The sequence below is a fragment of the Streptomyces sp. NPDC037100 genome (genome assembly GCF_055606225.1).
In genome coordinates this window covers 145,773-170,353 of record NZ_JBVJSX010000004.1, presented here as the reverse complement: position 1 = coordinate 170,353, position 24,581 = coordinate 145,773, and the positions used below count along the sequence as shown (strand labels likewise).

22 protein-coding genes and 1 tRNA gene are annotated in these 24,581 nt (G+C 70.9%); 8 read left to right on the top strand and 15 right to left on the bottom strand.

Annotated elements, in window-relative coordinates:
- Positions 1 to 101: 101 nt before the first annotated feature.
- Both ACZ7EG_RS14960 and ACZ7EG_RS14955 read right to left on the bottom strand, forming a co-directional pair.
- Positions 102 to 761: a hypothetical protein gene (locus ACZ7EG_RS14960; protein ID WP_471077509.1), complete on the bottom strand. Its 660-nt coding sequence runs from the start codon at positions 759 to 761 to the stop codon at positions 102 to 104.
- A 71-nt stretch (positions 762 to 832) separates the two neighbouring features.
- Complete coding sequence (locus tag ACZ7EG_RS14955) at positions 833 to 1,327, bottom strand: GNAT family N-acetyltransferase (RefSeq protein ID WP_471077506.1); 495 nt, start codon at positions 1,325 to 1,327, stop codon at positions 833 to 835.
- 309 nt (positions 1,328 to 1,636) lie between these two features.
- On the opposite strand from ACZ7EG_RS14955, the gene ACZ7EG_RS14950 reads away from it, so the two are divergent.
- Positions 1,637 to 2,404 carry a response regulator transcription factor gene (locus ACZ7EG_RS14950; RefSeq protein ID WP_344464128.1) on the top strand — a complete coding sequence of 256 codons (768 nt, stop codon included), beginning with the start codon at positions 1,637 to 1,639 and terminating at the stop codon, positions 2,402 to 2,404.
- On the opposite strand, the gene tamR is transcribed toward ACZ7EG_RS14950, so the two are convergent.
- Positions 2,363 to 2,860, bottom strand: a complete 498-nt coding sequence (gene tamR / locus ACZ7EG_RS14945; RefSeq protein ID WP_471077502.1) for a MarR family transcriptional regulator TamR — start codon at positions 2,858 to 2,860, stop codon at positions 2,363 to 2,365. The two genes, ACZ7EG_RS14950 and tamR, sit on opposite strands and share 42 nt — an antisense overlap.
- Before the next feature lie 127 nt (positions 2,861 to 2,987).
- Here tamR and ACZ7EG_RS14940 point away from each other — a divergent pair, with 127 nt between their 5' ends.
- Positions 2,988 to 3,797, top strand: coding sequence for a trans-aconitate 2-methyltransferase (locus tag ACZ7EG_RS14940; RefSeq protein ID WP_471077499.1), 810 nt, complete (start codon positions 2,988 to 2,990; stop codon positions 3,795 to 3,797).
- A gap of 209 nt (positions 3,798 to 4,006) precedes the next feature.
- Here the strand turns inward: ACZ7EG_RS14940 and ACZ7EG_RS14935 are convergent, their stop codons facing one another.
- Positions 4,007 to 4,684 carry a TetR/AcrR family transcriptional regulator gene (locus tag ACZ7EG_RS14935; protein ID WP_053675827.1) on the bottom strand — a complete coding sequence of 226 codons (678 nt, stop codon included), beginning with the start codon at positions 4,682 to 4,684 and terminating at the stop codon, positions 4,007 to 4,009.
- Positions 4,681 to 5,694 carry an acyl-CoA desaturase gene (locus ACZ7EG_RS14930; RefSeq protein WP_471077495.1) on the bottom strand — a complete coding sequence of 338 codons (1,014 nt, stop codon included), beginning with the start codon at positions 5,692 to 5,694 and terminating at the stop codon, positions 4,681 to 4,683. The genes ACZ7EG_RS14935 and ACZ7EG_RS14930 overlap by 4 nt, the downstream gene beginning before the upstream one ends.
- A gap of 294 nt (positions 5,695 to 5,988) precedes the next feature.
- Between ACZ7EG_RS14930 and ppc the strand changes: the two genes are divergently transcribed.
- On the top strand, positions 5,989 to 8,721 hold the full coding sequence (gene ppc / locus ACZ7EG_RS14925; RefSeq protein ID WP_471077492.1) for a phosphoenolpyruvate carboxylase: 2,733 nt from the start codon (positions 5,989 to 5,991) through the stop codon (positions 8,719 to 8,721).
- Positions 8,722 to 8,784: 63 nt separating this feature from the next.
- Here ppc and ACZ7EG_RS14920 read toward each other — a convergent pair whose 3' ends face one another.
- The 8 genes from ACZ7EG_RS14920 to ACZ7EG_RS14885 all read right to left on the bottom strand — a co-directional run bounded on the left by ACZ7EG_RS14920 (position 8,785) and on the right by ACZ7EG_RS14885 (position 15,272).
- Positions 8,785 to 9,471 carry an LPXTG cell wall anchor domain-containing protein gene (locus ACZ7EG_RS14920; protein ID WP_471077489.1) on the bottom strand — a complete coding sequence of 229 codons (687 nt, stop codon included), beginning with the start codon at positions 9,469 to 9,471 and terminating at the stop codon, positions 8,785 to 8,787.
- A gap of 153 nt (positions 9,472 to 9,624) precedes the next feature.
- Positions 9,625 to 10,128: a hypothetical protein gene (locus ACZ7EG_RS14915; protein WP_471077486.1), complete on the bottom strand. Its 504-nt coding sequence runs from the start codon at positions 10,126 to 10,128 to the stop codon at positions 9,625 to 9,627.
- Between the two features lie 42 nt (positions 10,129 to 10,170).
- Positions 10,171 to 10,773 carry an aminoacyl-tRNA hydrolase gene (gene pth, locus ACZ7EG_RS14910; protein ID WP_471077483.1) on the bottom strand — a complete coding sequence of 201 codons (603 nt, stop codon included), beginning with the start codon at positions 10,771 to 10,773 and terminating at the stop codon, positions 10,171 to 10,173.
- A gap of 69 nt (positions 10,774 to 10,842) precedes the next feature.
- Positions 10,843 to 11,439 (bottom strand): 50S ribosomal protein L25/general stress protein Ctc, encoded by a 597-nt coding sequence (locus ACZ7EG_RS14905; RefSeq protein ID WP_471077480.1) that lies wholly within the window; start codon positions 11,437 to 11,439, stop codon positions 10,843 to 10,845.
- Positions 11,440 to 11,625: 186 nt separating this feature from the next.
- Complete coding sequence (locus ACZ7EG_RS14900; RefSeq protein WP_471077477.1) at positions 11,626 to 12,606, bottom strand: ribose-phosphate diphosphokinase; 981 nt, start codon at positions 12,604 to 12,606, stop codon at positions 11,626 to 11,628.
- A gap of 135 nt (positions 12,607 to 12,741) precedes the next feature.
- Positions 12,742 to 14,190 carry a bifunctional UDP-N-acetylglucosamine diphosphorylase/glucosamine-1-phosphate N-acetyltransferase GlmU gene (gene glmU, locus ACZ7EG_RS14895; protein ID WP_471077474.1) on the bottom strand — a complete coding sequence of 483 codons (1,449 nt, stop codon included), beginning with the start codon at positions 14,188 to 14,190 and terminating at the stop codon, positions 12,742 to 12,744.
- 134 nt (positions 14,191 to 14,324) lie between these two features.
- Positions 14,325 to 14,397 (bottom strand) — tRNA-Gln (locus ACZ7EG_RS14890).
- A 14-nt stretch (positions 14,398 to 14,411) separates the two neighbouring features.
- Positions 14,412 to 15,272 carry a hypothetical protein gene (locus tag ACZ7EG_RS14885; RefSeq protein ID WP_471077471.1) on the bottom strand — a complete coding sequence of 287 codons (861 nt, stop codon included), beginning with the start codon at positions 15,270 to 15,272 and terminating at the stop codon, positions 14,412 to 14,414.
- A gap of 168 nt (positions 15,273 to 15,440) precedes the next feature.
- On the opposite strand from ACZ7EG_RS14885, the gene ACZ7EG_RS14880 reads away from it, so the two are divergent.
- A complete protein-coding gene (locus tag ACZ7EG_RS14880) occupies positions 15,441 to 16,739 on the top strand; it encodes a sensor histidine kinase (RefSeq protein ID WP_471077468.1) in 1,299 nt (432 codons plus the stop codon).
- A 27-nt stretch (positions 16,740 to 16,766) separates the two neighbouring features.
- Here the strand turns inward: ACZ7EG_RS14880 and ACZ7EG_RS14875 are convergent, their stop codons facing one another.
- Together ACZ7EG_RS14875 and ACZ7EG_RS14870 are read right to left on the bottom strand one after the other, a co-directional pair.
- Complete coding sequence (locus ACZ7EG_RS14875) at positions 16,767 to 17,261, bottom strand: SUKH-3 domain-containing protein (RefSeq protein WP_471077465.1); 495 nt, start codon at positions 17,259 to 17,261, stop codon at positions 16,767 to 16,769.
- A 90-nt stretch (positions 17,262 to 17,351) separates the two neighbouring features.
- A complete protein-coding gene (locus tag ACZ7EG_RS14870) occupies positions 17,352 to 17,984 on the bottom strand; it encodes a YwqJ-related putative deaminase (protein ID WP_471077462.1) in 633 nt (210 codons plus the stop codon).
- Between the two features lie 378 nt (positions 17,985 to 18,362).
- On the opposite strand from ACZ7EG_RS14870, the gene ACZ7EG_RS14865 reads away from it, so the two are divergent.
- The 4 genes from ACZ7EG_RS14865 (at position 18,363) to ACZ7EG_RS14850 (ending at position 24,232) form a co-directional block, all read left to right on the top strand.
- Positions 18,363 to 19,367: an SMI1/KNR4 family protein gene (locus tag ACZ7EG_RS14865; protein WP_362236967.1), complete on the top strand. Its 1,005-nt coding sequence runs from the start codon at positions 18,363 to 18,365 to the stop codon at positions 19,365 to 19,367.
- Positions 19,368 to 19,375: 8 nt separating this feature from the next.
- Complete coding sequence (locus ACZ7EG_RS14860; RefSeq protein ID WP_471077458.1) at positions 19,376 to 22,570, top strand: SUKH-4 family immunity protein; 3,195 nt, start codon at positions 19,376 to 19,378, stop codon at positions 22,568 to 22,570.
- Positions 22,571 to 22,740: 170 nt separating this feature from the next.
- Entirely contained in the window at positions 22,741 to 23,202 is a 462-nt protein-coding gene (locus ACZ7EG_RS14855; protein WP_471077455.1) for a carboxymuconolactone decarboxylase family protein, read from the top strand.
- Between the two features lie 142 nt (positions 23,203 to 23,344).
- Entirely contained in the window at positions 23,345 to 24,232 is an 888-nt protein-coding gene (locus ACZ7EG_RS14850; RefSeq protein ID WP_471077452.1) for a cellulose-binding protein, read from the top strand.
- Positions 24,233 to 24,581: the final 349 nt, after the last annotated feature.

The following is a 24,581-nucleotide window of genomic DNA, read 5'->3' as shown; positions in this document are numbered from 1 at the left end:
TTCGGCCTGGTCTCCATTGCTTCCGATACCTCCGGCGACAGCTGTGTCCACTCCGAGGAAGAGCATCGCGACGGTGAGAGCACCAAGCGCCAGGCGCCGCGTCACGGCTGGCACCTCTGGGAACCGCGGTCCTCGTGCAGGCTCCAGATCTGCCAGACGCCTTGCTTGTCCTTCTTCACGCTGGCGTTGTAGTACACGTAGCTGTCAGGCGAGGTCTCGACCACCTTCACCTTCTTCGTCTTCAGGTCCTTGACGTTGGCCTTGCTCTCGTCCACGCAGTACGTCAGGGCCCCCGATGTCTTGTCGAACACCGTCACCTGGCGGTCGAAGTAGCGCAGGGTGCCCGCCCAGCTGGTCTTCCGGGCGTTGTTGTCCTTCGCGTAGTTGTAAACGCCCCTCAGCGCGGCATCCGTGTAGTAGAAGCCCATGCCCGACTTCTGCAGATCACCGGAGGCCACGGCCTGCCACACGGTGCTGACGGCACGTTCGTTGTCCGCCAGGATCGCGTCCTTCACGGAGTCGCCGGTCTGCTGGCCCTCGAACACCAGCTTCATGTCTCCAGGCAGCTTGATCTCCGGCCGGTCGATCCCGTCCTCCGACGCGGAAGCCGAAGGCGAAGCCGACGCTTTGTCGCCCGAATCCGCACCGGCGATCTTGTCGGACGATGACGAACCGTCACCTCCCCCCGAGCCACAGGCGGTCAGCAGCAGGGCCGCGGATGCGGTGAGCGCGGCTGTCACGAGCCGAGCGGGGCGGTTCACTGTGTCTCCCGTTGATCATGTGGGGGGATAACTCAAGCGAACCAACGCTATCGGTGAGGGAAGGCGGGACGTCATCGAGGGTTTCGCTCCCGCAACGCGTCCCCGCCGCCTCGGCCCAGCCTCTTCGTCAGCATGTACTCCGTGACCCCCGGCGGATAATCCGGCACCGCGCACACCACCTCGTACCCCTGCTTCACATAGAACTGTGGCGCCTGGAAGTCCCATGTCTCCAGGCGGGCCGCGCTGCAGCCTCGGGACGTCCTCGCGATGTGTTCCGCCTGCGCGAGGAGCCGTGCGCCCAGGCCCCTGCCGCGGTGGCGTTCGTCGACCCAGAGGTAGGTCACGTGCAGCCACGTCGCCCAGGTGTAACCGACCAGTCCGCCGGCGAGATCGTCGGTGTCGTTCACAGCCCACACGTGCAACGGGACGTCCCGCTCGCCGGGCGTCCCGCGCAGGGCGCGCAGGATCGGAGAGGCGGCTGTGTTCGTGTCCCGCAGGCGTGCGCGGAGCAGATCACGTCGGGCCTTGTCGACTTCTGTCTCAAGACGGAACATGCGGCACACCATAAACGCGTCGGACAGTCAGTTCTGCAAATAACCTTCCGCTCCGGGCCCCCGTCCGTACCCTGATGAACAGCACCGGTGGGGGCCGGTGCCGATCAGGGGGCGAGACAGCCGGGTACGACGCCCGGGGTGGGGGTGGCGGTTACTGCACGGCGGCGGCCGTGCGGCTGCGGCGACCCGGACAGGCTGCTGCGGCACCGACGGACAGTCGGACGCGGCGGGCCCGGACACCCCGGCGTCGTACCGGCATGGTGTCAACCCCCGACGATGGGGTATCCCCTGCTCTTCGGGAGCACTGGGGAAGGGGGTTACGTGGTTCGCATCCGAGTCCTGGTCGTCGACGACCATCGCATCTTCGCCGAGTCACTCGCGGCGGCGCTGGCCGCCGAGCCCGATGTCGACGTCTCCGCGGCCGGCAGCGGCCCGGCCGCGCTGCGCAGCCTGGAGCGGGCCGTCGCCGAGGGGCGGCGGTTCGACGTGCTGCTCGTGGACGCCGACCTGGGCGGCAAAGTACCGGGCGCCCGCCCGGCCGTACCCGTGCAGGAGGGCAACGAGGACGGGCTCGTCGACGGGATCTCCCTCGTCACGGGAGTGCGCTCCGCGCAGCCGAACGTACGGATCGTCGTGCTCGCCGAGAAGGACGATCCGCGGCGGGCGGCGCTCGCCCTGCAGGCCGGCGCTTCCGGCTGGGTCGCCAAGGACTGCTCGCTGTCCCGGCTGCTCACAGTCATCCGGGGCGTGCTGCGGGAGGAGACCCATCTGCCGCCCGCCCTGCTGACGGGTGTGCTGCGCGAGCTCACCGCCGCCCGCAAGCACCGCACCGAGAGCGAGCGCCTCGTCGAGTCACTCACACCGCGTGAGCGGGAAGTGCTGCGGTGCATGGTCGCGGGGCTGGGGCGCAAGGCCGTCGCCGAGCGCCTGTTCCTGTCGCCGCACACCGTGCGGACCCACATGCAGAACGTTCTCGGCAAGCTCGGTGTGCACTCCACCCTCGCCGCCGTCGCGCTGGCGCGGCGGGCCGGGGTCGGGCCCGTGGACCTAGCCGGGGATGTTGTCGAACGGGGCGGTCAGCTGGCGTAGCAGCGCCGCCAGATCGCCTCGCTGGGCTCGGGAGAGCTCCGCGAGGATCGCGCGCTCCTGGTCCAGCAGACCCGCCAGGGCCTGGTCCGCGCGGTCCCGGCCCTCGTCCGTCAGCCGGACCAGGACGCCGCGGCGGTCACTGGGATCGGGGAGCCGCTCCACCAGGCCCTTCTTCGCCAGACGGTCGATGCGGTTCGTCATCGTGCCCGAGGTGACCAGGGTCTGAGTGAGGAGCTGCCCCGGCGAGAGCTGGTACGGGGTGCCCGCCCGGCGCAGGGCCGTCAGGACGTCGAACTCCCACGGCTCCAGGTTGTGCTCCGAGAACGCCAGCCGCCGAGCCCGGTCCAGATGCCGGGCGAGCCTGCTCACGCGGCTGAGCACCTCGAGCGGTTCCACGTCGAGGTCCGGGCGCTCCCGGCGCCACGCTGCGACCAGCCGATCGACCTCGTCCTCCATGACGATCAGTGTAGTGGTTGTGTCGACGTAGAGTCTCTTGACGCCGAGTTTCTTGACATCGAGATATATCCGGGATCACGCTGGGTGTGCGTCCCGTACGGCCACCACCAGGACACCAGGAGGAACCATGCCCGCAGCCGCCCCCACCTGGGACCCGGCCCAGTACCTCCGTCACGCCGGCCACCGCGCCCGCCCCTTCACCGACCTCCTCGCCCGCGTTCCCGACCTGCCCGGGCAGCCGGCCCGCATCGCCGACCTCGGCTGCGGCCCCGGCAACGTCACCACGCTGCTCGCCGCCCGCTGGCCCACCGCCCTGATCACCGGCTACGACAACTCGCCCGAGATGCTCGACAAGGCCCACGTCGATCACGAGGGGGCCACGTCCGGGGGCGGCCGTGTCGACTTCGGGCACGCCGACGTACGGACGTGGACGCCCGGCGAGCCCCACGACCTGATCATCAGCAACGCCACGCTCCAGTGGGTGCCGGGCCACGTCGAACGCTTCGCCGACTGGGTGGCCGGGCTCACACCCGGCGGCACCCTCGCCCTCCAGGTGCCGGGCAACTTCGACGCCCCCAGCCACCGGCTCATGCGCGAACTCGCCGGTTCACCGCGCTGGCGCGGCCGGCTCGCCGACACCCTGCGCCACGCCGACGCCGTCCTCACCCCCGAGGCCTACCTCGAGCGGCTGACGTCCCTCGGCTGCGCGGCCGACGTGTGGGAGACGACGTACGTCCACCTGCTCCAGGGTGAGGACCCGGTGCTCGACTGGGTGAAGGGAACCGGACTGCGGCCCGTGCTGACCGCGCTCGCCGACGAGCGGGAGGCCTTCGTCGCCGAGTACCGGGCGGCCCTGCGCGAGGCCTACCCGGCCGGTCCGCACGGCACGCCGTTCCCGTTCCGCCGGGTATTCGCCGTGGCCCGGCGGGAGGGCTGATGATCGCTGCGCTCGATCACCCGTCGGCCTGGTGCGCGCGGTCGAGAAGGGCCGGGAGCGCACCCTGACCGAGGTCGGCAAGGAACACGGTCACGTCCAGCTCGCCGCCCCGCCCGGCAGCGCGGGGCGGCTGACCCCGGCCGGCCGGGGCACCAGCGGTTCTTCTCGCAGGATCCGGTGGGCAACCGCCTGGAGTTCCTCGAACCCCGCTAAGCCTTACGGCGCCCTATCAGGTGCGGCTTGGCCTCTATCCCGTCCAGGCCGTGCCACGCCAGGTTCACCAGGTGCGCGGCCACCTCGGCCTTCTTCGGCCGGCGCACGTCCAGCCACCACTGGCCGGTCAGGGCGACCATCCCGACCAGCGCCTGGGCGTACAGCGGAGCCAGCTTCGGGTCGAAGCCGCGGCTCTTGAACTCGCGGCCCAGGATGTCCTCCACCTGCGTGGCGATGTCCGAGATCAGCGAGGCGAAGGAACCCGTCGACTGGGGGATGGGGGAGTCACGGACCAGGATGCGGAAACCGTCCGTGTACTCCTCGATGTAGTCCAGCAGCGCGAACGCCGCCTGTTCGCACAGTTCGCGAGGGTGACCGGCCGTGAGCGAACTGGTCACCATGTCCAGCAGGCGCCGCATCTCACGGTCCACCACGACCGCGTACAGCCCTTCCTTGCCGCCGAAGTGCTCGTACACCACCGGCTTGGACACCCCGGCCTTCGCCGCGATCTCCTCCACCGACGTGCCCTCGAAACCTTTCGCCGCGAAAAGCGTGCGACCGATCTCCAGCAGCTGCTGACGGCGCTCGGCACCGGTCATCCGGGTGCGACGCGCTCGCCGCGGCTTGTCGTTGCTGGGGGTGCTGCTCGAGTCGGTCGCCACAGCGACCATCATGCCGCCTCGACGGGCTCCTTCCCGCGCGGGGAGCCGCCTTCCCCGGTGTTACGGCGCGAATCGATACGGGAGCGTGACGGCCACCGCACGTCGTAGGCCCAGCCCGCCATCTCGAAGAAGCGGATCAGCCGTGCGGACGAATCCACCTGGCCGCGCATCACGCCGTGCCGGGCGGACGTCGGGTCGGCGTGATGCAGGTTGTGCCAGGACTCACCGCAGGAAAGGATCGCCAGCCACCACACGTTGCCCGAGCGGTCACGCGACTTGAACGGGCGCTTGCCGACCGCGTGGCAGATCGAGTTGATCGACCAGGTCACATGGTGCAGCAGAGCGACCCGGACCAGGGAACCCCAGAAGAACGCCGTGAACGCGCCCCACCAGGACATCGTCACCAGACCACCGATCACCGGCGGCAACGCCAGCGACACCACCGTCCACAGGACGAACTGACGGGAGATGTTGCGGAGCGTCTTGTCCTTGATCAGGTCCGGGGCGTACTTCTCCTGCGACGTCTGCTCCTCGTCGAACATCCACCCGATGTGGGCCCACCACAGGCCCTTCATCAAGGCCGGGAGCGTTTCACCGAACCGCCACGGCGAATGCGGGTCGCCCTCCGCGTCGGAGAACTTGTGATGCTTGCGGTGGTCGGCCACCCAGCGCACCAGCGGACCCTCGACCGCCATGGAACCCGCGATCGCCAGCGCGATCTTCAACGGCCGCTTGGCCTTGAAGGAACCATGGGTGAAGTGACGGTGGAAGCCGATCGTGATGCCGTGGCACCCGAGGTAGTAGAAGAAGACCAGCAGACCGAGGTCCAGCCAGCTCACCCCCCAGCCCCACGCCAGCGGCACCGCCGCCAGCAGCGCGAGGAACGGGACGGTGATGAAGAAGAGGAGGGCGATCTGCTCGATGGACCGCTTCTGCTCGCCGCCCAGCGTGGCCATGGCGGCGTCGGTGTCTTGACCGGGCGCCTTGGGAGCGTCCTCGATCACGTCGGAACTACTGGTCATACGCGTCCCCTGGGGGGTATGTGGATGGAGAAGGAGTGGCCGGGGCACGTGAACCGTGACGTGCTTCCTACGGTTCCGTAACCTACGGCATCGTAAGTATGGCAGTGCGTCGCCCGGCGGCAAGAGCCCGCGAGCCTGCGCGTCCCGGCCGACACCTATCCTGGAGTCGGTCGGACAGCGCGGTCCGCTCTGATTTCTTCCCGGATGTCCGATCTGTATGCGGCGCCCCGCCGCGCGAGACGCCGTCCGGGTTCCCCTCCCAGACGAGCTTCAACACTGCAAGGAGCCGCACCTGTGAGCAGTGCCGACGACCAGACCACGACGACGAGCAGCGAGCTGCGAGCCGATATCCGCCGGCTGGGCGACCTCCTCGGCGAGACCCTCGTCCGCCAAGAGGGCCCGGAGCTGCTGGAACTCGTCGAAAAGGTCCGCCGCCTCACCCGCGAGGACGGCGAGGCCGCCGCAGAGCTGCTGCGCGGCACCGAACTCGACACCGCGGCCAAGCTGGTCCGCGCCTTCTCCACCTACTTCCACCTGGCCAACGTCACCGAACAGGTCCACCGCGGCCGCGAGCTGCGCGCCCGCCGCGCCGCCGAGGGCGGACTCCTCGCCCGCACGGCCGACCGGCTCAAGGACGCCGACCCCGAACACCTGCGCGAGACGGTCCGCAACCTCAACGTCCGGCCCGTCTTCACGGCCCACCCCACCGAGGCCGCACGCCGCTCCGTGCTCAACAAGCTCCGCCGCATCGCCGCGCTCCTGGAGACCCCGGTCATCGAATCCGACCGGCGCCGCCTGGACACCCGCCTCGCCGAGAACATCGACCTCGTCTGGCAGACCGACGAACTGCGCGTGGTGCGCCCCGAGCCCGCCGACGAGGCCCGCAACGCCATCTACTACCTGGACGAGCTGCACGCGGGCGCCGTCGGCGACGTCCTGGAAGACCTCACCGCCGAACTGGAGCGGGCCGGCGTCAAGCTCCCCGACGACACCCGCCCCCTCACCTTCGGCACCTGGATCGGCGGCGACCGCGACGGCAACCCCAACGTCACCCCCCAGGTGACCTGGGACGTCCTCATCCTCCAGCACGAGCACGGCATCAACGACGCCCTGGAGACCATCGACGAGCTCCGCGGCTTCCTCTCCAACTCCATCCGCTACGCCGGCGCCACCGAGGAACTCCTGACCTCCCTCCAGGCCGACCTGGAGAACCTCCCCGAGATCAGCCCCCGCTACAAGCGCCTCAACGCCGAAGAGCCCTACCGGCTCAAGGCCACCTGCATCCGGCAGAAGCTGGAGAACACCAAGAAGCGCCTCGCCAAGGGCACCGCCCACCGCGACGGCCGCGACTACCTCGGCACCAGCGAACTCCTCGACGACCTGCGGATCATCCAGCGCTCCCTGCGCGAGCACCGCGGCGGCCTCTTCGCCGACGGCCGCCTCGCCCGCACCATCCGCACCCTCGCCGCCTTCGGCCTCCAGCTCGCCACCATGGACGTCCGCGAACACGCCGACGCCCACCACCACGCCCTCGGCCAGCTCTTCGACCGGCTCGGCGAGGAATCCTGGCGCTACGCCGACATGCCCCGCGACTACCGCGCCAAGCTCCTCGCCAAGGAGCTCAGGTCCCGCAGGCCCCTCGCCCCCACCCCGGCACCCGTCGACGCCCCCGGCGAGAAGACCTTCGGCGTCTTCGGCACCGTCAAGCGCGCCCTCGAAGTCTTCGGACCCGAAGTCATCGAGTCCTACATCATCTCCATGTGCCAGGGCGCCGACGACGTCTTCGCCGCCGCCGTCCTCGCGCGCGAAGCCGGACTCATCGACCTGCACGCCGGCTGGGCCAAGATCGGCATCGTGCCGCTGCTGGAGACCACCGACGAGCTCAAGGCCGCCGACACCATCCTCGAGGACATGCTCTCCGACCCGTCCTACCGGCGCCTCGTCGCGCTCCGGGGCGACGTCCAGGAGGTCATGCTCGGCTACTCCGACTCCTCCAAGTTCGGCGGCATCACCACCAGCCAGTGGGAGATCCACCGCGCCCAGCGCCGCCTGCGCGACGTCGCCCACCGCTACGGCGTCCGCCTGCGCCTCTTCCACGGCCGCGGCGGCACCGTCGGCCGCGGCGGCGGCCCCACCCACGACGCCATCCTCGCCCAGCCCTGGGGCACCCTCGAAGGCGAGATCAAGGTCACCGAACAGGGTGAGGTCATCTCCGACAAGTACCTCATCCCGTCCCTGGCCCGGGAGAACCTCGAACTCACCGTCGCGGCCACCCTCCAGGCATCCGCCCTGCACACCGCCCCCCGCCAGTCCGACGAGGCCCTCGCCCGCTGGGACGCCGCCATGGACGTCGCCTCCGACGCCGCCCACGCCGCCTACCGCCGCCTCGTCGAGGACCCCGACCTGCCGACGTACTTCCTCGCGTCGACGCCGGTGGACCAGCTCGCCGACCTGCACCTGGGCTCCCGGCCCTCCCGCCGCCCCGGCTCCGGCGTCTCGCTCGACGGCCTGCGCGCCATCCCGTGGGTGTTCGGCTGGACCCAGTCACGGCAGATCGTGCCCGGCTGGTTCGGCGTCGGCTCCGGCCTGAAGGCACTGCGCGAGGCAGGCCTGGACACCGTCCTCGACGAGATGTACGGACAGTGGCACTTCTTCCGCAACTTCATCTCCAACGTCGAGATGACCCTCGCCAAGACCGACCTGCGGATCGCCCAGCACTACGTCGACACCCTCGTCCCCGACGAGCTCAAGCACGTCTTCGACACCATCAAGGCCGAACACGAACTCACCGTCCGTGAAGTCCTGCGCGTCACCGGCGAAGACGAACTGCTGGACGCCGCACCCGTCCTGAAGCAGACCTTCACCATCCGCGACGCCTACCTCGACCCCATCTCCTACCTCCAGGTCGCCCTGCTCAAGCGGCAGCGCGACGCGGCCGCCGCCGGCGAACAGCCCGACCCGCTCCTCGCCCGCGCCCTCCTCCTCACCGTCAACGGCGTGGCAGCCGGCCTGCGCAACACCGGCTGAACCACCCCGGACACGACCGTGCCCCCGAGCCCGTACAGGCTCGGGGGCACAGTGCCTTCCAGATCAGCCGCGGCCGGCCCTCCGGCGCCGCAGCACCAGGAACCCACCACACGCCACCAGCGCCGCCGCCACACCCGACAGCACACCCACCGGCGCCCCGCTGCCCGTCTCGGCGAGATCACCGTCGCCACCACCCTGCGCCGACGGCGACGCCGGCACACCCCCACCGGCCGACACGCTCGGCGACACCGACGCACCCGGCTCACCCGACGGCGTCCCGGACGCCCCCGACGAAGGCGACGCGGACGCCGAACCCGACGGCGTCGAACCACCCGGCTCCTGCTCGTCCTCACAGTCCGACCAGAACACCTTGTGCTTGGCGGACCCCTTCTCACCCTCGAACTTCCAGAACAACTTGTAATGCCCGTCGGCCAGCGACAGATCCTCGGTCCGGCCGTGACCCTCGGCGCCCAGCGTCAGCACACCGGACTCCACCGTCTCCCCCTTGTTCTCACTCGGAGGGATCGCGTCGATGCGCCAGTCCACCTTCTGACCACCGTCGAAACCGAAGGCGTCCAGGTAGAAGGCACACACATGCGGCTCGTTACGGGGCAACTCCTCACCCGTCGAGGCGTCATGGATCTTCACCGTGCCGTTGTCACCGGGCGGGGTGGCGTGGGCGGCCGGAGCGAGCAGGAGGACCGCGGAAGCGGCAGCGCAGACAGCGCCGACGCGCGGGAGGGTTCGCATAACAGGTAGTCCATCTTCGAGAAGTGACCGAGAAGATGTGGAGGGGGCGGCTCAGCTTCCAGCCTCACGGGCAGCACGTCAATCACGAACGCACAACACTCGCCCCACCAGAAAGCGAAGGCCCCTCCACGAAGAAGAGAACGACCCAACCCCTCAAACGGCTACGAACACCGCCGTCAACAACGCCACCCCCGACAACGCCATCACCCACGCCAACCGCGTCCGCAGCAGACCACCCGCCACCACGACCGACGCCAGCAACAACGCACCACCCAACGGAACCCACGCATACAGAACCCCCGCCGGACCCGAACGCACCGCGTCATCACCGCCGGGCTTCACAACCACCGTGTAGGTCCGGCCCCGCTCCACCGCGACCGACCTCTCCAGCACCACCCGCGCCCGCGGCTGCGAACCCTCCGACAACGGCGTGAACCGGCCCCAGCACATGTCCGGCCCGCACCGCGCCACTTCGACCGTGCCCTGCTCCCGGCCCTTCGTCAGCATCACGTGCTGCGCCGTACCCCACGACCCCCACACCCCCGCGATCAGGATCAGCACCGCGACCGTGCCCATCGCCGCGAACCGCCCGAACCGCAGCACGACGGCCGAAACCCGGGACGAAGAAGGGGCAGTGGCAGACATGGCCGGGATCATTGGCCATGCCCGAACGGCCCGTCAACCTCGGTGGGCGACAAGTCAGGAGTTGTACGAGCTTTGCGCCCGCTCCAACCCCTCGATCACCAGACACTCCACCGCATCCGCCGCACGGTCCACGAAGTAGTCCAGCTCCTTGCGCTCCGCCGACGAGAAATCCCTCAGCACGAAATCCGCCACCGGCATCCGCCCCGGCGGCCGCCCGATCCCGAACCGCACCCGGTGATACTCCGCACCGAACGCCTTCGTCATCGACTTCAGCCCGTTGTGCCCGTTGTCCCCGCCCCCCAGCTTCAGCCGCAGCGCCCCGTAGTCGATGTCCAACTCGTCATGAACCGCCACCACATGCGCCACCGGCACCTTGTAGAAGTCCCGCAAGGCATTCACCGGCCCGCCCGACAAGTTCATGTACGACATCGGCTTCGCCAGAATCACCCGCCGGTTCAACGGCCCCGGCGGCCCGATCCGCCCCTCGACCACCTGCGCCTGCGCACGCCCGGCCCGCTTGAACCTCCCCCCGACCCGATCCGCCAGCAGATCGGCCACCATGAAGCCCACGTTGTGCCGGTTCCCCGCGTACTCCGGCCCCGGATTGCCCAGCCCCACGATCAGCCAGGGAGCGGCGGCATCGGTCGTCACGTCCATGTCTCCTTCATACGCGTCGGCCGCTGCCCCGCACGGGAACAGCGGCCGACGAAACGACGACGCAGAGGATCAGGCCTCAGCGGCCTCTTCCTCAGCGGCCTCCTCGCCCTCCGGGGCCTCCTCGGCCTGCGCGGCCAGAACCTGCAGCACGACGGTGTCGCCCTCGACGGTCAGCGTGGTGCCCTTCGGCAGCTCGATGTCCTTCGCGAGGATGGAGTCACCCGCCGCCAGACCCTCGACGGACACGGTCACGGACTCGGGGATGTGGGTCGCCTCGGCCTCGACCGGCAGCGCGTTCAGCACGTGCTCCAGCAGGAAGCCACCCGGGGCCAGCTCGCCCTCGGTGTGCACCGGGATCTCGACCGTGACCTGCTCGCCACGCTTGACCAGCTGCAGATCCACGTGCTCCAGGAAGCCCTTCAGCGGGTCACGCTGCACGGACTTCGGAATCGCCAGCTCGTTCGTCTTGCCGTCGATGTCCAGCGCGATCAGCACGTTCGGCGTACGCAGCGCCATCAGCAGGTCGTGACCCGGCAGGGTCAGGTGCACCGGATCCGAACCGTGCCCGTACAGGACACCCGGAACCTTGTCTTCACGACGGATACGGCGCGCGGCACCCTTGCCGAACTCGGTGCGCGTCGCGGCGGAGATCTTCACCTCGGACATAATCACTCCTCGAAATCAGAACGGACGTGGTCACCCGGCCACGAACGGCCTGCTACGAAGAGCGCGTCGATAACGGACAACCGCGTCCCGAAACGGGAACGGCCTCCCTCGCCGAGCAACTTCAGCAGTCTACTCGGCAAGGAAGGCCGCACCCAAAACGATCTACACAAGCCCCACCAGGGACTCCTACTGCTCGTCGAACAGGCTCGTCACCGAACCGTCCTCGAACACCTCACGCACCGCACTCGCGATCGTCGGCGCGATCGACAGCACCGAGATCTTGTCCAGATCCCGGCCCAGCTCACCCGGCGTCGGCAGCGTGTCCGTGAACACGAACTCACTCACCCGCGAGTTCTTCAACCGGTCGGCCGCCGGACCCGACAACACACCGTGCGTCGCCGTCACGATCACGTCCTCCGCACCGTGCGCGAACAACGCGTCCGCCGCGGCACAGATCGTCCCACCGGTGTCGATCATGTCGTCCACCAGCACACACACGCGACCCTCCACCTCACCCACGACCTCGTGGACGGTGACCTGGTTCGCGACGTCCTTGTCACGCCGCTTGTGCACGATCGCCAGCGGCGCGCCCAGCCGGTCGCACCAGCGGTCCGCGACCCGCACCCGGCCCGCGTCCGGCGACACGACCGTCAGCTTCTGGCGGTCCACCTTCCGCCCCACGTAGTCCGCCAGCAGCGGCAGCGCGAACAGGTGGTCCACCGGACCGTCGAAGAAGCCCTGGATCTGGTCCGTGTGCAGATCCACGGTCAGGATCCGGTCCGCACCCGCGGTCTTCATCATGTCCGCGATCAGACGCGCCGAAATCGGTTCACGTCCACGGTGCTTCTTGTCCTGCCGCGCGTAACCGTAGAACGGCACGATGACCGTGATGGAGCGGGCCGACGCACGCTTCAGCGCGTCGATCATGATCAACTGCTCCATGATCCACTTGTTGATCGGAGCCGTGTGGCTCTGGATCAAGAAGCAGTCGGCACCACGCGCCGACTCCTGATAACGCACATAGATCTCACCGTTGGCGAAGTCGAAGGCCTTCGTCGGGACAACCCCGACACCCAGCTGTTGGGCGACCTCCTCCGCAAGCTCGGGGTGGGCGCGGCCGGAGAAGAACATCAACTTCTTCTCGCCGGTCGTCTTGATCCCGGTCACAGCACTGTCTCCTCAGAGGTGTCGCAGCTGGGTGTCGAGAGACCTCGCAGCCGGCTTGCCGGAGGCCGTCTCAGCTGGTGGGGGTGCGGGCATGCACTTATCACCGTACGCCGTGTTTGAGGCATCGGATTCCGGTCAGCCCTCACCGGCCGACTCCCGGGAAGCCGCCTCAGCCGCCTTCGCAGCCGCGCTCCCCGGACGCTTCCGAGCCACCCAACCCTCGATATTCCGCTGCTGACCACGGGCCACGGCCAACGAACCCGCCGGCACATCCTTCGTGATCACGGACCCCGCAGCGGTGTACGCACCGTCCCCCACCGTGACAGGCGCCACAAACATGTTGTCCGAGCCCGTCCGGCAATGCGAACCGATGGTCGTGTGGTGCTTCTCCTGCCCGTCGTAGTTCACGAACACGCTCGCGGCACCGATGTTGGTCTGTTCACCGATCGTCGCGTCCCCCACGTACGACAGGTGCGGCACCTTCGTCCCGTCCCCGATCGACGCGTTCTTCGTCTCGACGTACGTCCCGATCTTGCCCTTCGCACCCAACCGCGTCCCCGGACGCAGATACGCGAACGGCCCCACCGTCGCCTCCGGACCCACCTCGGCACCCGAGGCCACCGTGTTGTCCACCCGCGCACCCGCACCCACACGGGTGTCGGTCAGCCGGCAGTTCGGCCCGACCTCCGCACCCTCCGCCAGATGCGTCCTGCCGTGCAGCTGCGTGCCCGGGTGGACGACGGCGTCCTGCTCGAACGTGACCGTCACGTCGATGAACGTCGTCGCCGGATCGATCACGGTCACACCGGCGAGCATCGCCTCGCTCAGCAACCGGTCGTTCAGAATCCGCCGCGCCTCCGACAGCTGCACACGGTTGTTGATCCCGGCGATCTCACGGTGGTCACCGGCCACCGACGCCCCCACCCGGTGCCCGGCCTCACGCAGGATCCCGAGCACATCGGTCAGGTACTCCTCGCCCTGGCTGTTGTCCGTCCGCACCTTCTTCAGCGCGTCCGCCAGCAGCTGCCCGTCGAACGCGAACACACCCGAGTTGATCTCACGGATCGACCGCTGGGCGTCGGTGGCGTCCTTGTGCTCGACGATGGCCGTGACGGCCCCGGTGGCGTCGTCCCGGACGATCCGCCCGTACCCCGTCGCGTCCGGCACCTCGGCGGTCAGCACGGTGACCGCGTTGCCGTCCGCGGAATGCGTGGCCGCCAGGGCCTGCAGGGTCGCGCCCGTCAGCAGCGGCGTGTCACCGCACACGACGACGACCGTCCCGTCGACGGCCCCGCCCAGCTCCTCCAGGCCCATCCGCACGGCGTGCCCGGTGCCGTTCTGCTCCGCCTGTACGGCGGTACGGACGTCCGGGGCGATCTCACCGAGATGGGCGGTGACCTTCTCACGGGCGTGGCCGACCACGACGACCAGGTGCTCGGGGTTCAGCTCGCCTGCGGCGGCGAGCACATGGCCCACGAGACTGCGACCGCAGAGCTCGTGCAGGACCTTGGGTGTGGCCGACTTCATACGGGTGCCCTCACCCGCTGCGAGAACGACGACGGCTGCCGGGCGGTTGGCGCTCACGGGATGCCCTTCGGCTGTGGATGGGGTGGGGTGACATCCGCAGGATACCGGGGGGTTTTGTGGGGGGCATGGGTGCGGGTCCTGACCGAGGGGGTGTGGGTCAGGACCCGAACTGAGGTGGTGTGTTCTGTGGGCTCCCCCGCAAGGATTCGAACCTTGTCCTGCTGGTACCAAAAACCAGTGTGCTGCCAGTTACACCACGGGGGACAGCGCCTCAGACCTTACCGGAGACGTGCCTCGGCATGGGCCACGATGCCGCTCCACCAGCCCTCGATGCGGTTGTACAGCTCGGCACTTCGGGCCACCGAGACGACCAGGCAGCCGTGGTAGTCGGGACCGGTGTTCTTGCGGACGGTCTTGGGGTTGTGCTTCTTCAGCGTGGGCTTGGCGAATGCCGACGCGTTGACGCCCACAAGGGCTGCCCAGTGGCGGTGGGCCGCGTCCACATCGGCCGATTCGTGGATGAGCACCCGGAAGCCCAGGCGTTCCCGGCTCACTCCCAGCAGGTCGAGCCAGGCGAGGTAGACCCGGATCACGCCCGGGTCGCTGTTGACGAAGACGGCCCTCTCGCGCCGGTCGTAGGGCTTGCTCTTGGTGCCCTCGGCCCAGTACAGCGCGACGCCTGTCAGGAACAGCTCCCTGTCCGTAAGGGCGCCCACCTCCTGTGTTGCGCTTTCCTTGGTGCGCTTGCGCTCTTCGTCCTGCGTGGCGCGGAGCCGGGCGAGGCCCGCTTGCATGAGTGCCCGCTGTTCCTCCGGCGTGTAGCGGGGTTCGGGCTTCGGAAGATCCCGCACCCACAGCGACACCGAACTCCTCGAGCAGCCCAGTTCCGCCTCGATCCGGTCGTACGTCCAGCCCTGGAGCCGCAGGTCCCTCGCCTTTTGCCGTAGGTCGTCCTTTGCGTTCGGGCGCTTCGTCCAGGCCGGGGCCGGTTCTCCCTTCACCAACTGGTGGAGGATGTCGTTGTTGTAGATCTTCAGCTCGTCGCGGATCTGGCGAAGGCTGAGGCCTTGGCGGCGAAGTGCCACCGCCTTCTCCCGCAGCCCCTCGAAGTCGGCGTACTTGCCGGGCGCATGTGTCATACGCATACCGTCCGGCCGGAATGGAGGCCTCCGGGGTCGAACGGTGTGCGATTCAGCAGTTCGAGGGATATCGGGTGGTATCGCAGCCGAAGGGTCACGCAGTGTGGTGTAGGCCAGTCCGGGAAATGCGACGGAAAACCGGCGGGGGCCGCCCGTAGGCTGGGAGGCATGACCGCGACGGGGGAAGACCATGTGACGGCCCGGGGAGGGCCGTGGTGGTGGGCCAGGCGGCGCAGTGCCGTGTTCGATGTGAGTCTGGCCGTGGTGTCCGCGCTGGAGTGCGCGCTGGAGGGGATCCCGTTCGCCCGGGACGCGGGGATCCCGGTGGCGGCGGGGGTCGTCTTCGGGGTGCTGGCCGGTTCCGTGCTGCTCGTGCGGCGGCGGTGGCCGATCGCCGTGGTGCTGGTGTCGATCGCCGTCACGCCGGCCGAGATGGGCTTCCTGATGGGCGTCGTCGGCCTGTACACGCTGGCCGCGGCCGAGCTGCCCCGGCGGATCATCGCCTCGCTGGCGGGGATGTCGCTGGTGGGGACGCTGATCGTGACGTTCGTGAAGACGCAGCAGGACATGTCTCGGGGGGACCTGGACATAGGGGACTGGTTCGTGCCCTTCGCGGCGATCACGATGTCGCTGGGGTTCACGGCGCCTCCGGTGCTGCTGGGTCTGTATGTGGGGGCGCGGCGGCGGCTGATGGAGAGCCTGCGGGAGCGGGCGGACAGTCTGGAGCGGGAGCTTCAGTTGCTGGCGGAGCGGGCGGAGGAGCGGGCCGAGTGGGCCCGGAGCGAGGAGCGGACGCGGATCGCGCGGGAGATGCACGATGTGGTCGCGCATCGGGTGAGCCTGATGGTGGTGCATGCGGCGGCGCTGCAGGCGGTGGCGCGGAAGGACCCGGAGAAGGCTGTCAGGAACGCCGCGTTGGTGGGGGACATGGGGCGGCAGGCGCTGACGGAGCTGCGGGAGATGCTCGGGGTGCTGCGCAGTGGTGGGGACGGGCTGCGTGGGCGTGCGGCGTCGGTGCCGTTGGCGGCGGTGGGGGTGGCTGCGGCTGCGGCGGCTTCGCGGGCGGCGGACGACGACGGTCCGTGTCTGGCGGAGATCGAGGAGTTGGTGGGGCAGTCGGCTGCTGCGGGGATGGTGGTGGCGTTGTCGGTGGAGGGGGATGTGCGGTCGTACGCGCCGTTGGTGGAGCAGACGGCGTATCGGGTGGTGCAGGAGGCGTTGACGAACGTCCACAAGCACGCGGCCGGGGCGAAGACGTATGTGCGGTTGGCGCATCGGGTGTCGGAGATCGCGATGCAGGTGGAGAACGAGCCGCCGGAGGAGGCGGCGTCGTCGGCGCGGTTGCCGTCCGGGGGGAACGGGTTGGTGGGGATGAGGGAGCGGGTGGCGGCGCTGGGTGGGGTGTTCGTGTCCGGGCCGACGGCTGCGGGGGGTTTTCGGGTGTCGGCGGTGATTCCGGCGTCGTAGCCCGTTCCGCTCGGCGTCGGCCGGTGGTCAGCCTGTGGTGAGGCGTGGGGGTGCGGTGCCGGTGATGAGTGTGGCGAGGGCTTGGTCGATGTCGGTGCCGAGGTACCAGTCGCCGGTGTGGTCGAGGGTGTAGACGCGGCCGTCGGTGTCGATGGCGAGGAGGGCTTGGCTGTCGGTTTCGGCGCCGAGGGGGCAGACGTCGGTGCCGAGGGCGCGGCCGAGGTCGCCGAGGGTGCGGGCCATGTGGAGGCCGTGCAGTGGGTCGAGGTGGAGGGTGGCGGGGGCGACTTGGCGGCCGGGGCCGGTGGGGGTGATGTGGAGTCCGCCGAATTCGGCCCAGGCCTCGACGGCGGCGGGGAAGACGGTGTGGCGGTGGCCTGCGGGGGAGGCGTGGTCGCGCACGGCGTCGGCCCAGATCTCGGCTTGTTTGATGTCCCAGCGTCCGGGTTGCCATCCGGCGGCGCGCAGGGCGGCGTCGACGGGTACGGCGAAGCGGGTGGTTGAGGTGCGGTCGGTGTGCATCTGCCCTTCGTCTCGTCGAGGTCGTGGGGTGGCGCGGGTGTGTGTGGGCGCGCCTGTTGGGTGGCGGTGCGGTGTGGGGGGTGGGGCGCGTCAGTTGTTCTGGGACGCCGGGTCGACTATGCGGACGCCGAAGTGGGCGCTGAGCGCGGTGCAGGCGCGGCAGGGGGTGGCGAAGCTGCCGTGGAGGGGGTCGCCGTCCTCGCGGATGCGTCGGGCGGTGAGTTTGGCCTGTTTGAGGGCTTTGCGTGCTTCGCCGTTGGTCATGGGTTTGCGTGCGGCGCGTTTGCTGCGGGCGGCGTCGGCGGCGGCGATGTGGCGGGAGATGAGGATGGTTTCGGCGCAGCGGCCGGTGTAGCGGTCGCGTTGGGCGCTGGGGAGGGTGTCGAGGAAGTCCTGGACGAGGGGGTGCAGGGCGGGGGGTGTGTCGGCGCGGGCGGCGGTGCCGGTGAGGGTGGCGCCGCGGACGGAGAGGGCGGCGGCGACGGTGGGGAGGATGCCGTCGCGGCGGTGCCGGAGGGCGGGGGCGTGGGTGGTTTCGGTGGCGCTCCAGCCGATGCGGGGGTCGCCGCGTCTGGGGTCGCCGCCTCGGGGGTCGGCGTTTCGCGGGTCGCTGTTTCGCGGGTCGCCGGCCAGGGGGCCGGTGTCGCGGCTGCCGCCCCTGGGGTCGCCGTTTCGTGGGTCGGCGGACCTGCCGGTGTGTGGTCCCGTCTGCGTCGCGTTCATGATCGTCTTCCCCTCCGTGCATCCCCCCGGGGGTCACAGACTGCCAAATGCCGCGGCTGGTGCGGAAGCTGGGGCGCGGCGACACGCCCGTAGCGGGTTGTGCCGTCACGGTGGGGTGACGGCTGGTCACGGAGGCGGAGGGGGTGCCGACCGGTGCCGGTGACCGGTGTCGTCGTACCGCATAGGCTGTCGGCACCGTGGGCGATGCGGTGATCCGTTCGGGGTTCGATGCAGTGAACCGGAAGGGGGATCCGTGAGGTCGGCGCGTGCGGTGAAGTGCAGAGAAGTCGAGACAGCAGACGTGACAGTCGATACGGGTCGTAGTGCACCGAGGGTGGTCAATACGGGTCGTACAGAGTGCCGCAGGGGGCAACCGCCATGACGACAGGTCGGCTCGGGCAGCAAGCCGCGCCGCCGAACGCGGCCTACGCCGGGCAGGTCGTGCATTTCCCGGATCCGGTCCGGGCGGCACGTCACCCGAGAGGGGTACGGGTCGACGAGCACGGTTACCCCGACTTCTCGGCTTACGCTCGGGCGGCCGCGGAGATCGCGGAGCCGCCGGAGGGTTTCGGCGTCGACGAGTTGCGGCTGACGGACTACGTGTCGGCGAACACGGCGTTGTCGGCGTCCGGGCACGAACTGTGGGACACGGTGCCGGCGGTGGCGACGCCGCACGGCTGGACGTGGCACCACGTGGTGGGTACGCGGCGGCTGGAGCTGGTCCCGGTCGAGGTGAAGGCGCTGCTGCGGCATCACGGCGGGGTGGCGACGTCGGGTGTCGACCATGCCAAGCGGGGCACGCGGCCGCTGCAGGAGACGCGTCCGGCGCACTTCGGGCTGCCGAAGTCCGGTGTGGCGGTGACGGAGTCGCAGGTGCAGGGCGTGGAGGAGGACCTCGGCTACCGGTTGCCGGGTGCGTACCGGTCGTTCCTGAAGGCTGCGGGTGGCTGCGCGCCGGTGGGTGCCGCGTTGGACGCGGAGCTGGGGCTGCTGGTGGACCAGCCGTTCTTCACGGTGCGTGACGAGGCGGCGGTCAATGACCTGGTGTACGTCAACAAGTGTCTGCGTGACCATCTGACCAAGGACTATCTGGGGATCGCGTTCGTCCAGGGCGGGTTGCTGGCCGTGAAGGTGAAGGGCGAGCGGATCGGTTCGGTGTGGTTCTGCGCGTACGACGACGCGCGGGACGTGGATCCCTCGGTGCCGCCGGCGGAGCGGGTGGAGCGGTTGTTGCTGCCGTGCGGGGACGACTTCGACGTGTTCCTGTCGCGGCTGGCGGGCGATCCGCCGGAGTTGGAGACGGTGGCGAACCTGATGGTGGACGGCGGGTTCGCGCGTGTGGTGCCGGTGGGTGCGGTGTCGTCCTCGGCTGTGGGGGAGTGAGGTCGGCGATGGTGACCTTCGCGCAGGCGCAGGAGCGCGCCGAAGAGTGGATCAACGGGGATGTGCCGTCGTACCAGCATCGTGAGGTGCGGGTGCGGGAGTTCGATCTCGGGTTCGTGGTGTGGGCCGAGGACCGGGCGGACGGGCCGCGCTCGGACGGCGGTGCGCAGCGGTTGGTGATCGCGCGGGACAGCGGTGAGGCGACGTTGTGGCCCGGGTTGCCGGTGGGCGAGGTGATCCGCCGGTACGAGGAGGAGTACGGCGGTCCGGACGCGGTGGACGAGTCGGCCCCGGCGGCGCCCGCGGCGCGGGTGGATCTGAACCAGACGTCGTTCCTGCTGACTCCGCCGGAGTGGTTGCAGGACGCGGCGGACAAGCTGGGGATTCCGGATCGGCGAAGTGCGGGTGCGGGTGCGGGTGCCGAGGCTCAGGCGGCTTCTGCTGCCGGGGAGTCGGGTTCCGGCTCTGCTGCCGGTCCTGGTTCTGGTTCTGGTTCCGGTTCCGGTTCGGCGGTCGGGGGCGCTGTGACTCCTGCGCAGGGTGCGCCCGCCGCGCCGGGGAGCGGTGCGTCGTGGCCGGCGGCCGGGGGCGAGGACTCCGGGGCCGACGCGGGTGCTCCCGGGGCTCCGGCGGCGCCGGGTGTGCCGGAGGGGGCGACGCCCTGGGCCGGTACGGACACCACCGCGGACGCGGGTGACGACCGTTCCGTGCCGCTGCCGGCGACGGTCTTCGCGCCGCCGCTGAGCGAGGCCGACGGCGATGTTCCGCCGCCGTCGACGATGCCCGAGGCCAAGACGACTCTGATGTCGGGTGGCAGCCGGCTTCCGCCGACGGCGCTGTCGCCGGCGGTCGACGACCCGAACGCGCAGGGCCCGGGGGCGACGCCCGCAGCCGGTGACCCGGGGTACGGCTATCCGGCAGCGCCGGGAGGTGCTCCGGGAGTGGCGGGGACGCCGCCCGGCGGTGTGCCGCACGGCAGCACGCCTCCGCCCGCGCCCGGTGGACAGCCGTACGGGTATCCGCAGCAGCCGGGGAGTACGCCGCCGCCGGCCGCCGTGCCGGGTGGGGCGCCGTACGGGTATCCGCAGCAGCCGGGGAGTACGCCGCCGCCGGCCGCTGCGCCGGGTGGGGCGACGTACGGGTATCCGCAGGGGGCCGTCGGCGCTGCGGGGGCGGCCGGCCCCGCCGGGTCCGGTCCTGCTGGGTCCGCTGGTCCTGGGCCCGCTGGTCCTGGTTCCGCTGGTCCTGGTCCCGCCGGTCTGCCGCGGCCGGCGGCCGGGCCGGGGGCCGCTGCGAATGCCGGGGACATCGCCGACGCCGTGACCAGCAAAGCGGCTCCGCCGCCCGGGCGCCGGGGTGCGGGTCCTTCCACTCCGCCCCCGCCGGGTGCCCCGGGGACGCCCGGTGCTCAGCGGGGCGGTACGCCGCTGTCGGGGCCCGGGGCGTCGGGCACTCCCGCGGGCGGGTACGTCCCCACGCAGATGGTGTCGGCGCTCGGGCCCGACGGCCCGGGTGGGGCCGGGGACTCTTCGGGTACGGGCGTGCCGATGCCGCCGCCCGGTGCCCCCGGCGTTCCGGGTGCGCCCGGCGTTCCGCACGCGGGCCCGGGTGCTCCTGGCGCTCCCGGTGCGCCGAACCCGCCCGGTGCGCCGAACCCGCCCGGTGCGCCGAACCCGCCCGGTCCTCCGAACCCGCCCGGCCCTCCGGGCGCGCCGCAGCCTCCGGGCGCCCCGGGCGGTACGCCACCCGGCGGTGTCCACCACGCCGCCACGGTGCTCGCCGACCCCGGCCGGATGGGCCCGGGCGCGCCGCAGCCGCCGGGACCGCCGGGAGCTCCCGGCGCGCCCCAGCCTCCGGGCGCTCCCGCCCCGCCTGGTGCGCCTGGCATTCCGCGGCCTCCGGGTGCCCCGGGCGCTGCACCGCCCGGCGGTCCGGGGCCCGTGCATCACGCGGAGACCATGCTGGCCGCGCCCCCGGCGGGCGGGCCCGGCGTGCCCCCGCCGCCGCAGGCCCCCGGCGCACCACCGGCCGCCCCGGGTGCTGCCCCGGGCGCCCCTGGCACGCCCGGTGCGCAGCCGGTACCGGGGATGCCGGGCGCGGTGCCGCCCGGTGGCATGCCTCCGGGTGCCGTGCCTCCGGGTGCCGTGCCTCCGGGTGCGATGCCGCCGCCCGGCCGGCCCGGGCCCGGGCAGCCGTCGGCGTACGGCTATCCGCAGCAGCCCACCGGGCAGCCGACCGTCGGCCCCGGCTACCAGGCCGTGCTGCGCTACCGCGCGCAGGACGGTTCCGAGCAGCAGCTGATTCGGCGTTCGGCGCCGGGTACGCCGCACCCGGAGTGGCAGATCTTCCACGAGCTGCGGGCCATGAACGTGCCCCCGGACCAGGTGCTGGAGCTGCACACCGAGCTGGAGTCGTGCGAGCTGCCCGGTGCGTACTGCGCGCGGATGATCCGGGAGCAGTGGCCGCAGGCGCGGATCACGAGCATCGCGCCCTACGGCACGGACCACGCGAGCCGGCAGCAGGGCATGCAGCAGCTGCTGGCCCATCAGGGCGAGTTGCACCAGGTGGCGGACGGCCCGGCGCGTCCGGCCCCGGTGCGTGCCCCGCTGCCGCCGGTGCAGCCGGCACCGCCGATTCCGCCGGAGGCCATCGGGCAGGAGCTCGGGGCCGCGTTCGGGCCGGGGGTGTTCCGGTTCGAGCAGGCCGCCGTGTCGCGGCAGGGTGTGCCGCCGATCGTGGCGCACACGCTGGTGGCGGCCGGACTGCCGATGGACATGGGCCCGTTCTTCTGGGCGCAGGCGCAGCCGGGACGGCCCGTTCCGACGCTGGCCGAGCTGGCGGCCGAGCGCGGTGTGCAGCCGGCCTCGGACGCGGGTTCCTATCTGGTGATGGGCAGCGACTTCGGCAAGGCGATCTGCGTGCAGTACGGCACGGCGAACATCGTCGCCGTGCCGGTGGAGGCCGGGCCGGGCGGGGCGCCGGTGCCGCCGCAGTTCGTGAACACCGGGCTGCCGGAGTTCGCGCGCTGCCTTGCGCTGCTGGGGCGGATGTGGCGGCTGCGGTTCGGGCTGAACCAGGAGCAGGCGGGCCGCTGGACCGTCGACTTCCAGGCCCAGCTGGCCGCGCTCGACCCGGCGGCGCTGGGCTCGCCGGAGAGCTGGTGGTCGGTCCTGCTGGAGCAGATGTGGGACGGACTGCTGTGACGCGTCCCCGCTGATGTGCCGTACGGAGCCGGGTTCGGTCGCTCGCGCGACCGAACCCGGCTCTTTCGTGCCCGCGGGTGAGGAATTCTCGCGCCGGGCTGTCACACCTCCCTCCGCCGTTCCGTCAGTGCAGTGACAGCGACGCACCGCGGACTCAGGAGGCAGAGATCATGCAGGCACGGATGACGAACCCGGCGTATGTCCTTTCCGGCGCGATGAAGGGCATCGGCACCCTCTTCCAGGCGATCGGCGAGGGCGGTCTGGCGCAGGACGTGGCGGAGATCGTCGGGCTGCGCGCCAGTCAGATCAACGGCTGCGGGGCCTGCGTGCACGGTCACGTCGCCAATCTCCGCAAGAACGGGGTGAGCGAGGAGCGCATCGCGGCCGTCGCCGCCTGGCGGCACGCGCCCTTCTTCTCGGACGCCGAGCGGGCCGCGCTGAAGCTGGCGGAGGCGATGACGAGGCTTTCCGACCTCTCGGGGGAGTCGGTCCCGGACGCGCTGTGGGACGAGGTGGCCGACCACTTCGACGAGAAGGAACTCTCGGCGCTGATCCTCACCGTCGCGGTCACCAACATGTTCAACCGCGTCAACACGACCATCCAGGAGCCCGCGGGCACCACGTGGGGCTGACGGGTGTACGGCCCGGCCGTGGTTCCGTGACCTCCGTGCGGAGTGTCGCGTTATGCATGCTTCCGTCTGATCCACCAAGATGTGCGCGAAATCATCCCATTTCTAGCGCGACGTCACATCGGTGTGGTGGAGAGGGGTCCGGATGAGCGGCGCGACGGTGTCACCGCACGGCTTCACGGCCGTGCGGGGGCGCGGCTACCGTCCCGAGCAGGTCGACCAGTACGCCGAGGCCCTCTCCGCGGACCGGGACGCGGCCTGGGAGAGGGCAGCCCGGCTGACGGTGCTCGCCCGGCAGATGGACGAGGAACTGGGGCGGCTGCGCGAGGCCGTGGACCGACTGGCCCCGCAGGACTACGAGACGCTGGGCGAGCGGGCTCGGCGGCTCTTCGAACTCGCCGGACAGGAGGCAGCGTCCGTACGGGAGGGGGCACGGGTCGAGGCGCTGCACATCCTGGACGGGGCGCGGGCGTCCGCGGCCGAGGTGCGCGAGTCCGCCCAGACGCACGCCGATGCCGTACGCGCCGATGCCGACGAACGCGTCCGGCAGCGGCTGCTCGCCGCGCACGCCGAGGCCGACGAGATCTTGGGCGCGGCCCGTCGGGAGGCGCAGGAGGAGTGGGGCGAGGCGCTGGCCGCGTTGCACGAGACGCAGCAGCGCGCTGCCGGGTTGCTGGCCGAGCAGGACAAGGAGCGTGCCGAACGGTGGGCGGAGACGGAACGGGCGGAGGACGCCAGGGGTGCCGCACTCGACGCCGACTACGAGCAGGCGATGACGGCCGCCCGGGACGCGTTGTGCGAGGCCGAGCAGGCCTTCGCCGACGCGGAAGCAGCCGCCCACGACCTGGAGGACGAAGCCCAGGCCCACGTGGCGGAGTTGGTCGCCCGGGCCCGCGAGCACGAGGAGACCGTGGAGGAGGAAACGGACCGGCTCCTGAGCGAACACGCCGAGCAACGAGACGAGGTCCGGGCCCACATCGACCACGTCCACACCAGCTTGACGGACTGGGCGGGGCGCGTGGCGGCGGAGTGATGCCGGCGACCGGTGGAGGGGCGGCGGCGCCGCCGGACTGCCGGTCGTACGCAGCGCCCCCAGCCCACGTCGCCAGTGCCGGTTCCGCAGTTCGGCCTGCAGCCCCCGTCATCCGCGGCCGCAGTCCGCGTCCGCGGCCCGGCCCGCTCCCGCAGCGCGCCCTGTGCGTCGTCGCGTGACGCGGGTCTGCAGCCCCCGTCGTCGGCGGCCGCAGTCCGCGTCCGCGGCCCGGCCCGCTCCCGCAGGGCGCCCTGTGCGTCGTCGCGTGACGCGGGTCTGCAGCCCCCGTCGTCGGCGGCCGCAGTCCGCGTCCGCGGCCCGGCCCGCTCCCGCAGGGCGCCCCTTACGT

Bases quoted from the DNA above. Each gene is read 5' to 3' on its own strand.
- ACZ7EG_RS14870 (WP_471077462.1), bottom strand. From the start codon at position 17,984: ATGAACGCGACGCAGACGGGACCACACACCGGCAGGTCCGCCGACCCA.
- ACZ7EG_RS14860 (WP_471077458.1), top strand. From the start codon at position 19,376: ATGGTGACCTTCGCGCAGGCGCAGGAGCGCGCCGAAGAGTGGATCAAC.
- ACZ7EG_RS14930 (WP_471077495.1), bottom strand. From the start codon at position 5,694: ATGACCAGTAGTTCCGACGTGATCGAGGACGCTCCCAAGGCGCCCGGT.
- ACZ7EG_RS14915 (WP_471077486.1), bottom strand. From the start codon at position 10,128: ATGATCCCGGCCATGTCTGCCACTGCCCCTTCTTCGTCCCGGGTTTCG.
- ACZ7EG_RS14880 (WP_471077468.1), top strand. From the start codon at position 15,441: ATGACCGCGACGGGGGAAGACCATGTGACGGCCCGGGGAGGGCCGTGG.
- ACZ7EG_RS14955 (WP_471077506.1), bottom strand. From the start codon at position 1,327: ATGGTGTGCCGCATGTTCCGTCTTGAGACAGAAGTCGACAAGGCCCGA.
- ACZ7EG_RS14905 (WP_471077480.1), bottom strand. From the start codon at position 11,439: ATGTCCGAGGTGAAGATCTCCGCCGCGACGCGCACCGAGTTCGGCAAG.
- ACZ7EG_RS14850 (WP_471077452.1), top strand. From the start codon at position 23,345: ATGAGCGGCGCGACGGTGTCACCGCACGGCTTCACGGCCGTGCGGGGG.
- ACZ7EG_RS14875 (WP_471077465.1), bottom strand. From the start codon at position 17,261: ATGCACACCGACCGCACCTCAACCACCCGCTTCGCCGTACCCGTCGAC.
- ACZ7EG_RS14935 (WP_053675827.1), bottom strand. From the start codon at position 4,684: ATGATGGTCGCTGTGGCGACCGACTCGAGCAGCACCCCCAGCAACGAC.
- ACZ7EG_RS14940 (WP_471077499.1), top strand. From the start codon at position 2,988: ATGCCCGCAGCCGCCCCCACCTGGGACCCGGCCCAGTACCTCCGTCAC.
- ACZ7EG_RS14865 (WP_362236967.1), top strand. From the start codon at position 18,363: ATGACGACAGGTCGGCTCGGGCAGCAAGCCGCGCCGCCGAACGCGGCC.
- ACZ7EG_RS14855 (WP_471077455.1), top strand. From the start codon at position 22,741: ATGCAGGCACGGATGACGAACCCGGCGTATGTCCTTTCCGGCGCGATG.
- ACZ7EG_RS14920 (WP_471077489.1), bottom strand. From the start codon at position 9,471: ATGCGAACCCTCCCGCGCGTCGGCGCTGTCTGCGCTGCCGCTTCCGCG.
- ACZ7EG_RS14885 (WP_471077471.1), bottom strand. From the start codon at position 15,272: ATGACACATGCGCCCGGCAAGTACGCCGACTTCGAGGGGCTGCGGGAG.
- tamR (WP_471077502.1), bottom strand. From the start codon at position 2,860: ATGGAGGACGAGGTCGATCGGCTGGTCGCAGCGTGGCGCCGGGAGCGC.
- pth (WP_471077483.1), bottom strand. From the start codon at position 10,773: ATGGACGTGACGACCGATGCCGCCGCTCCCTGGCTGATCGTGGGGCTG.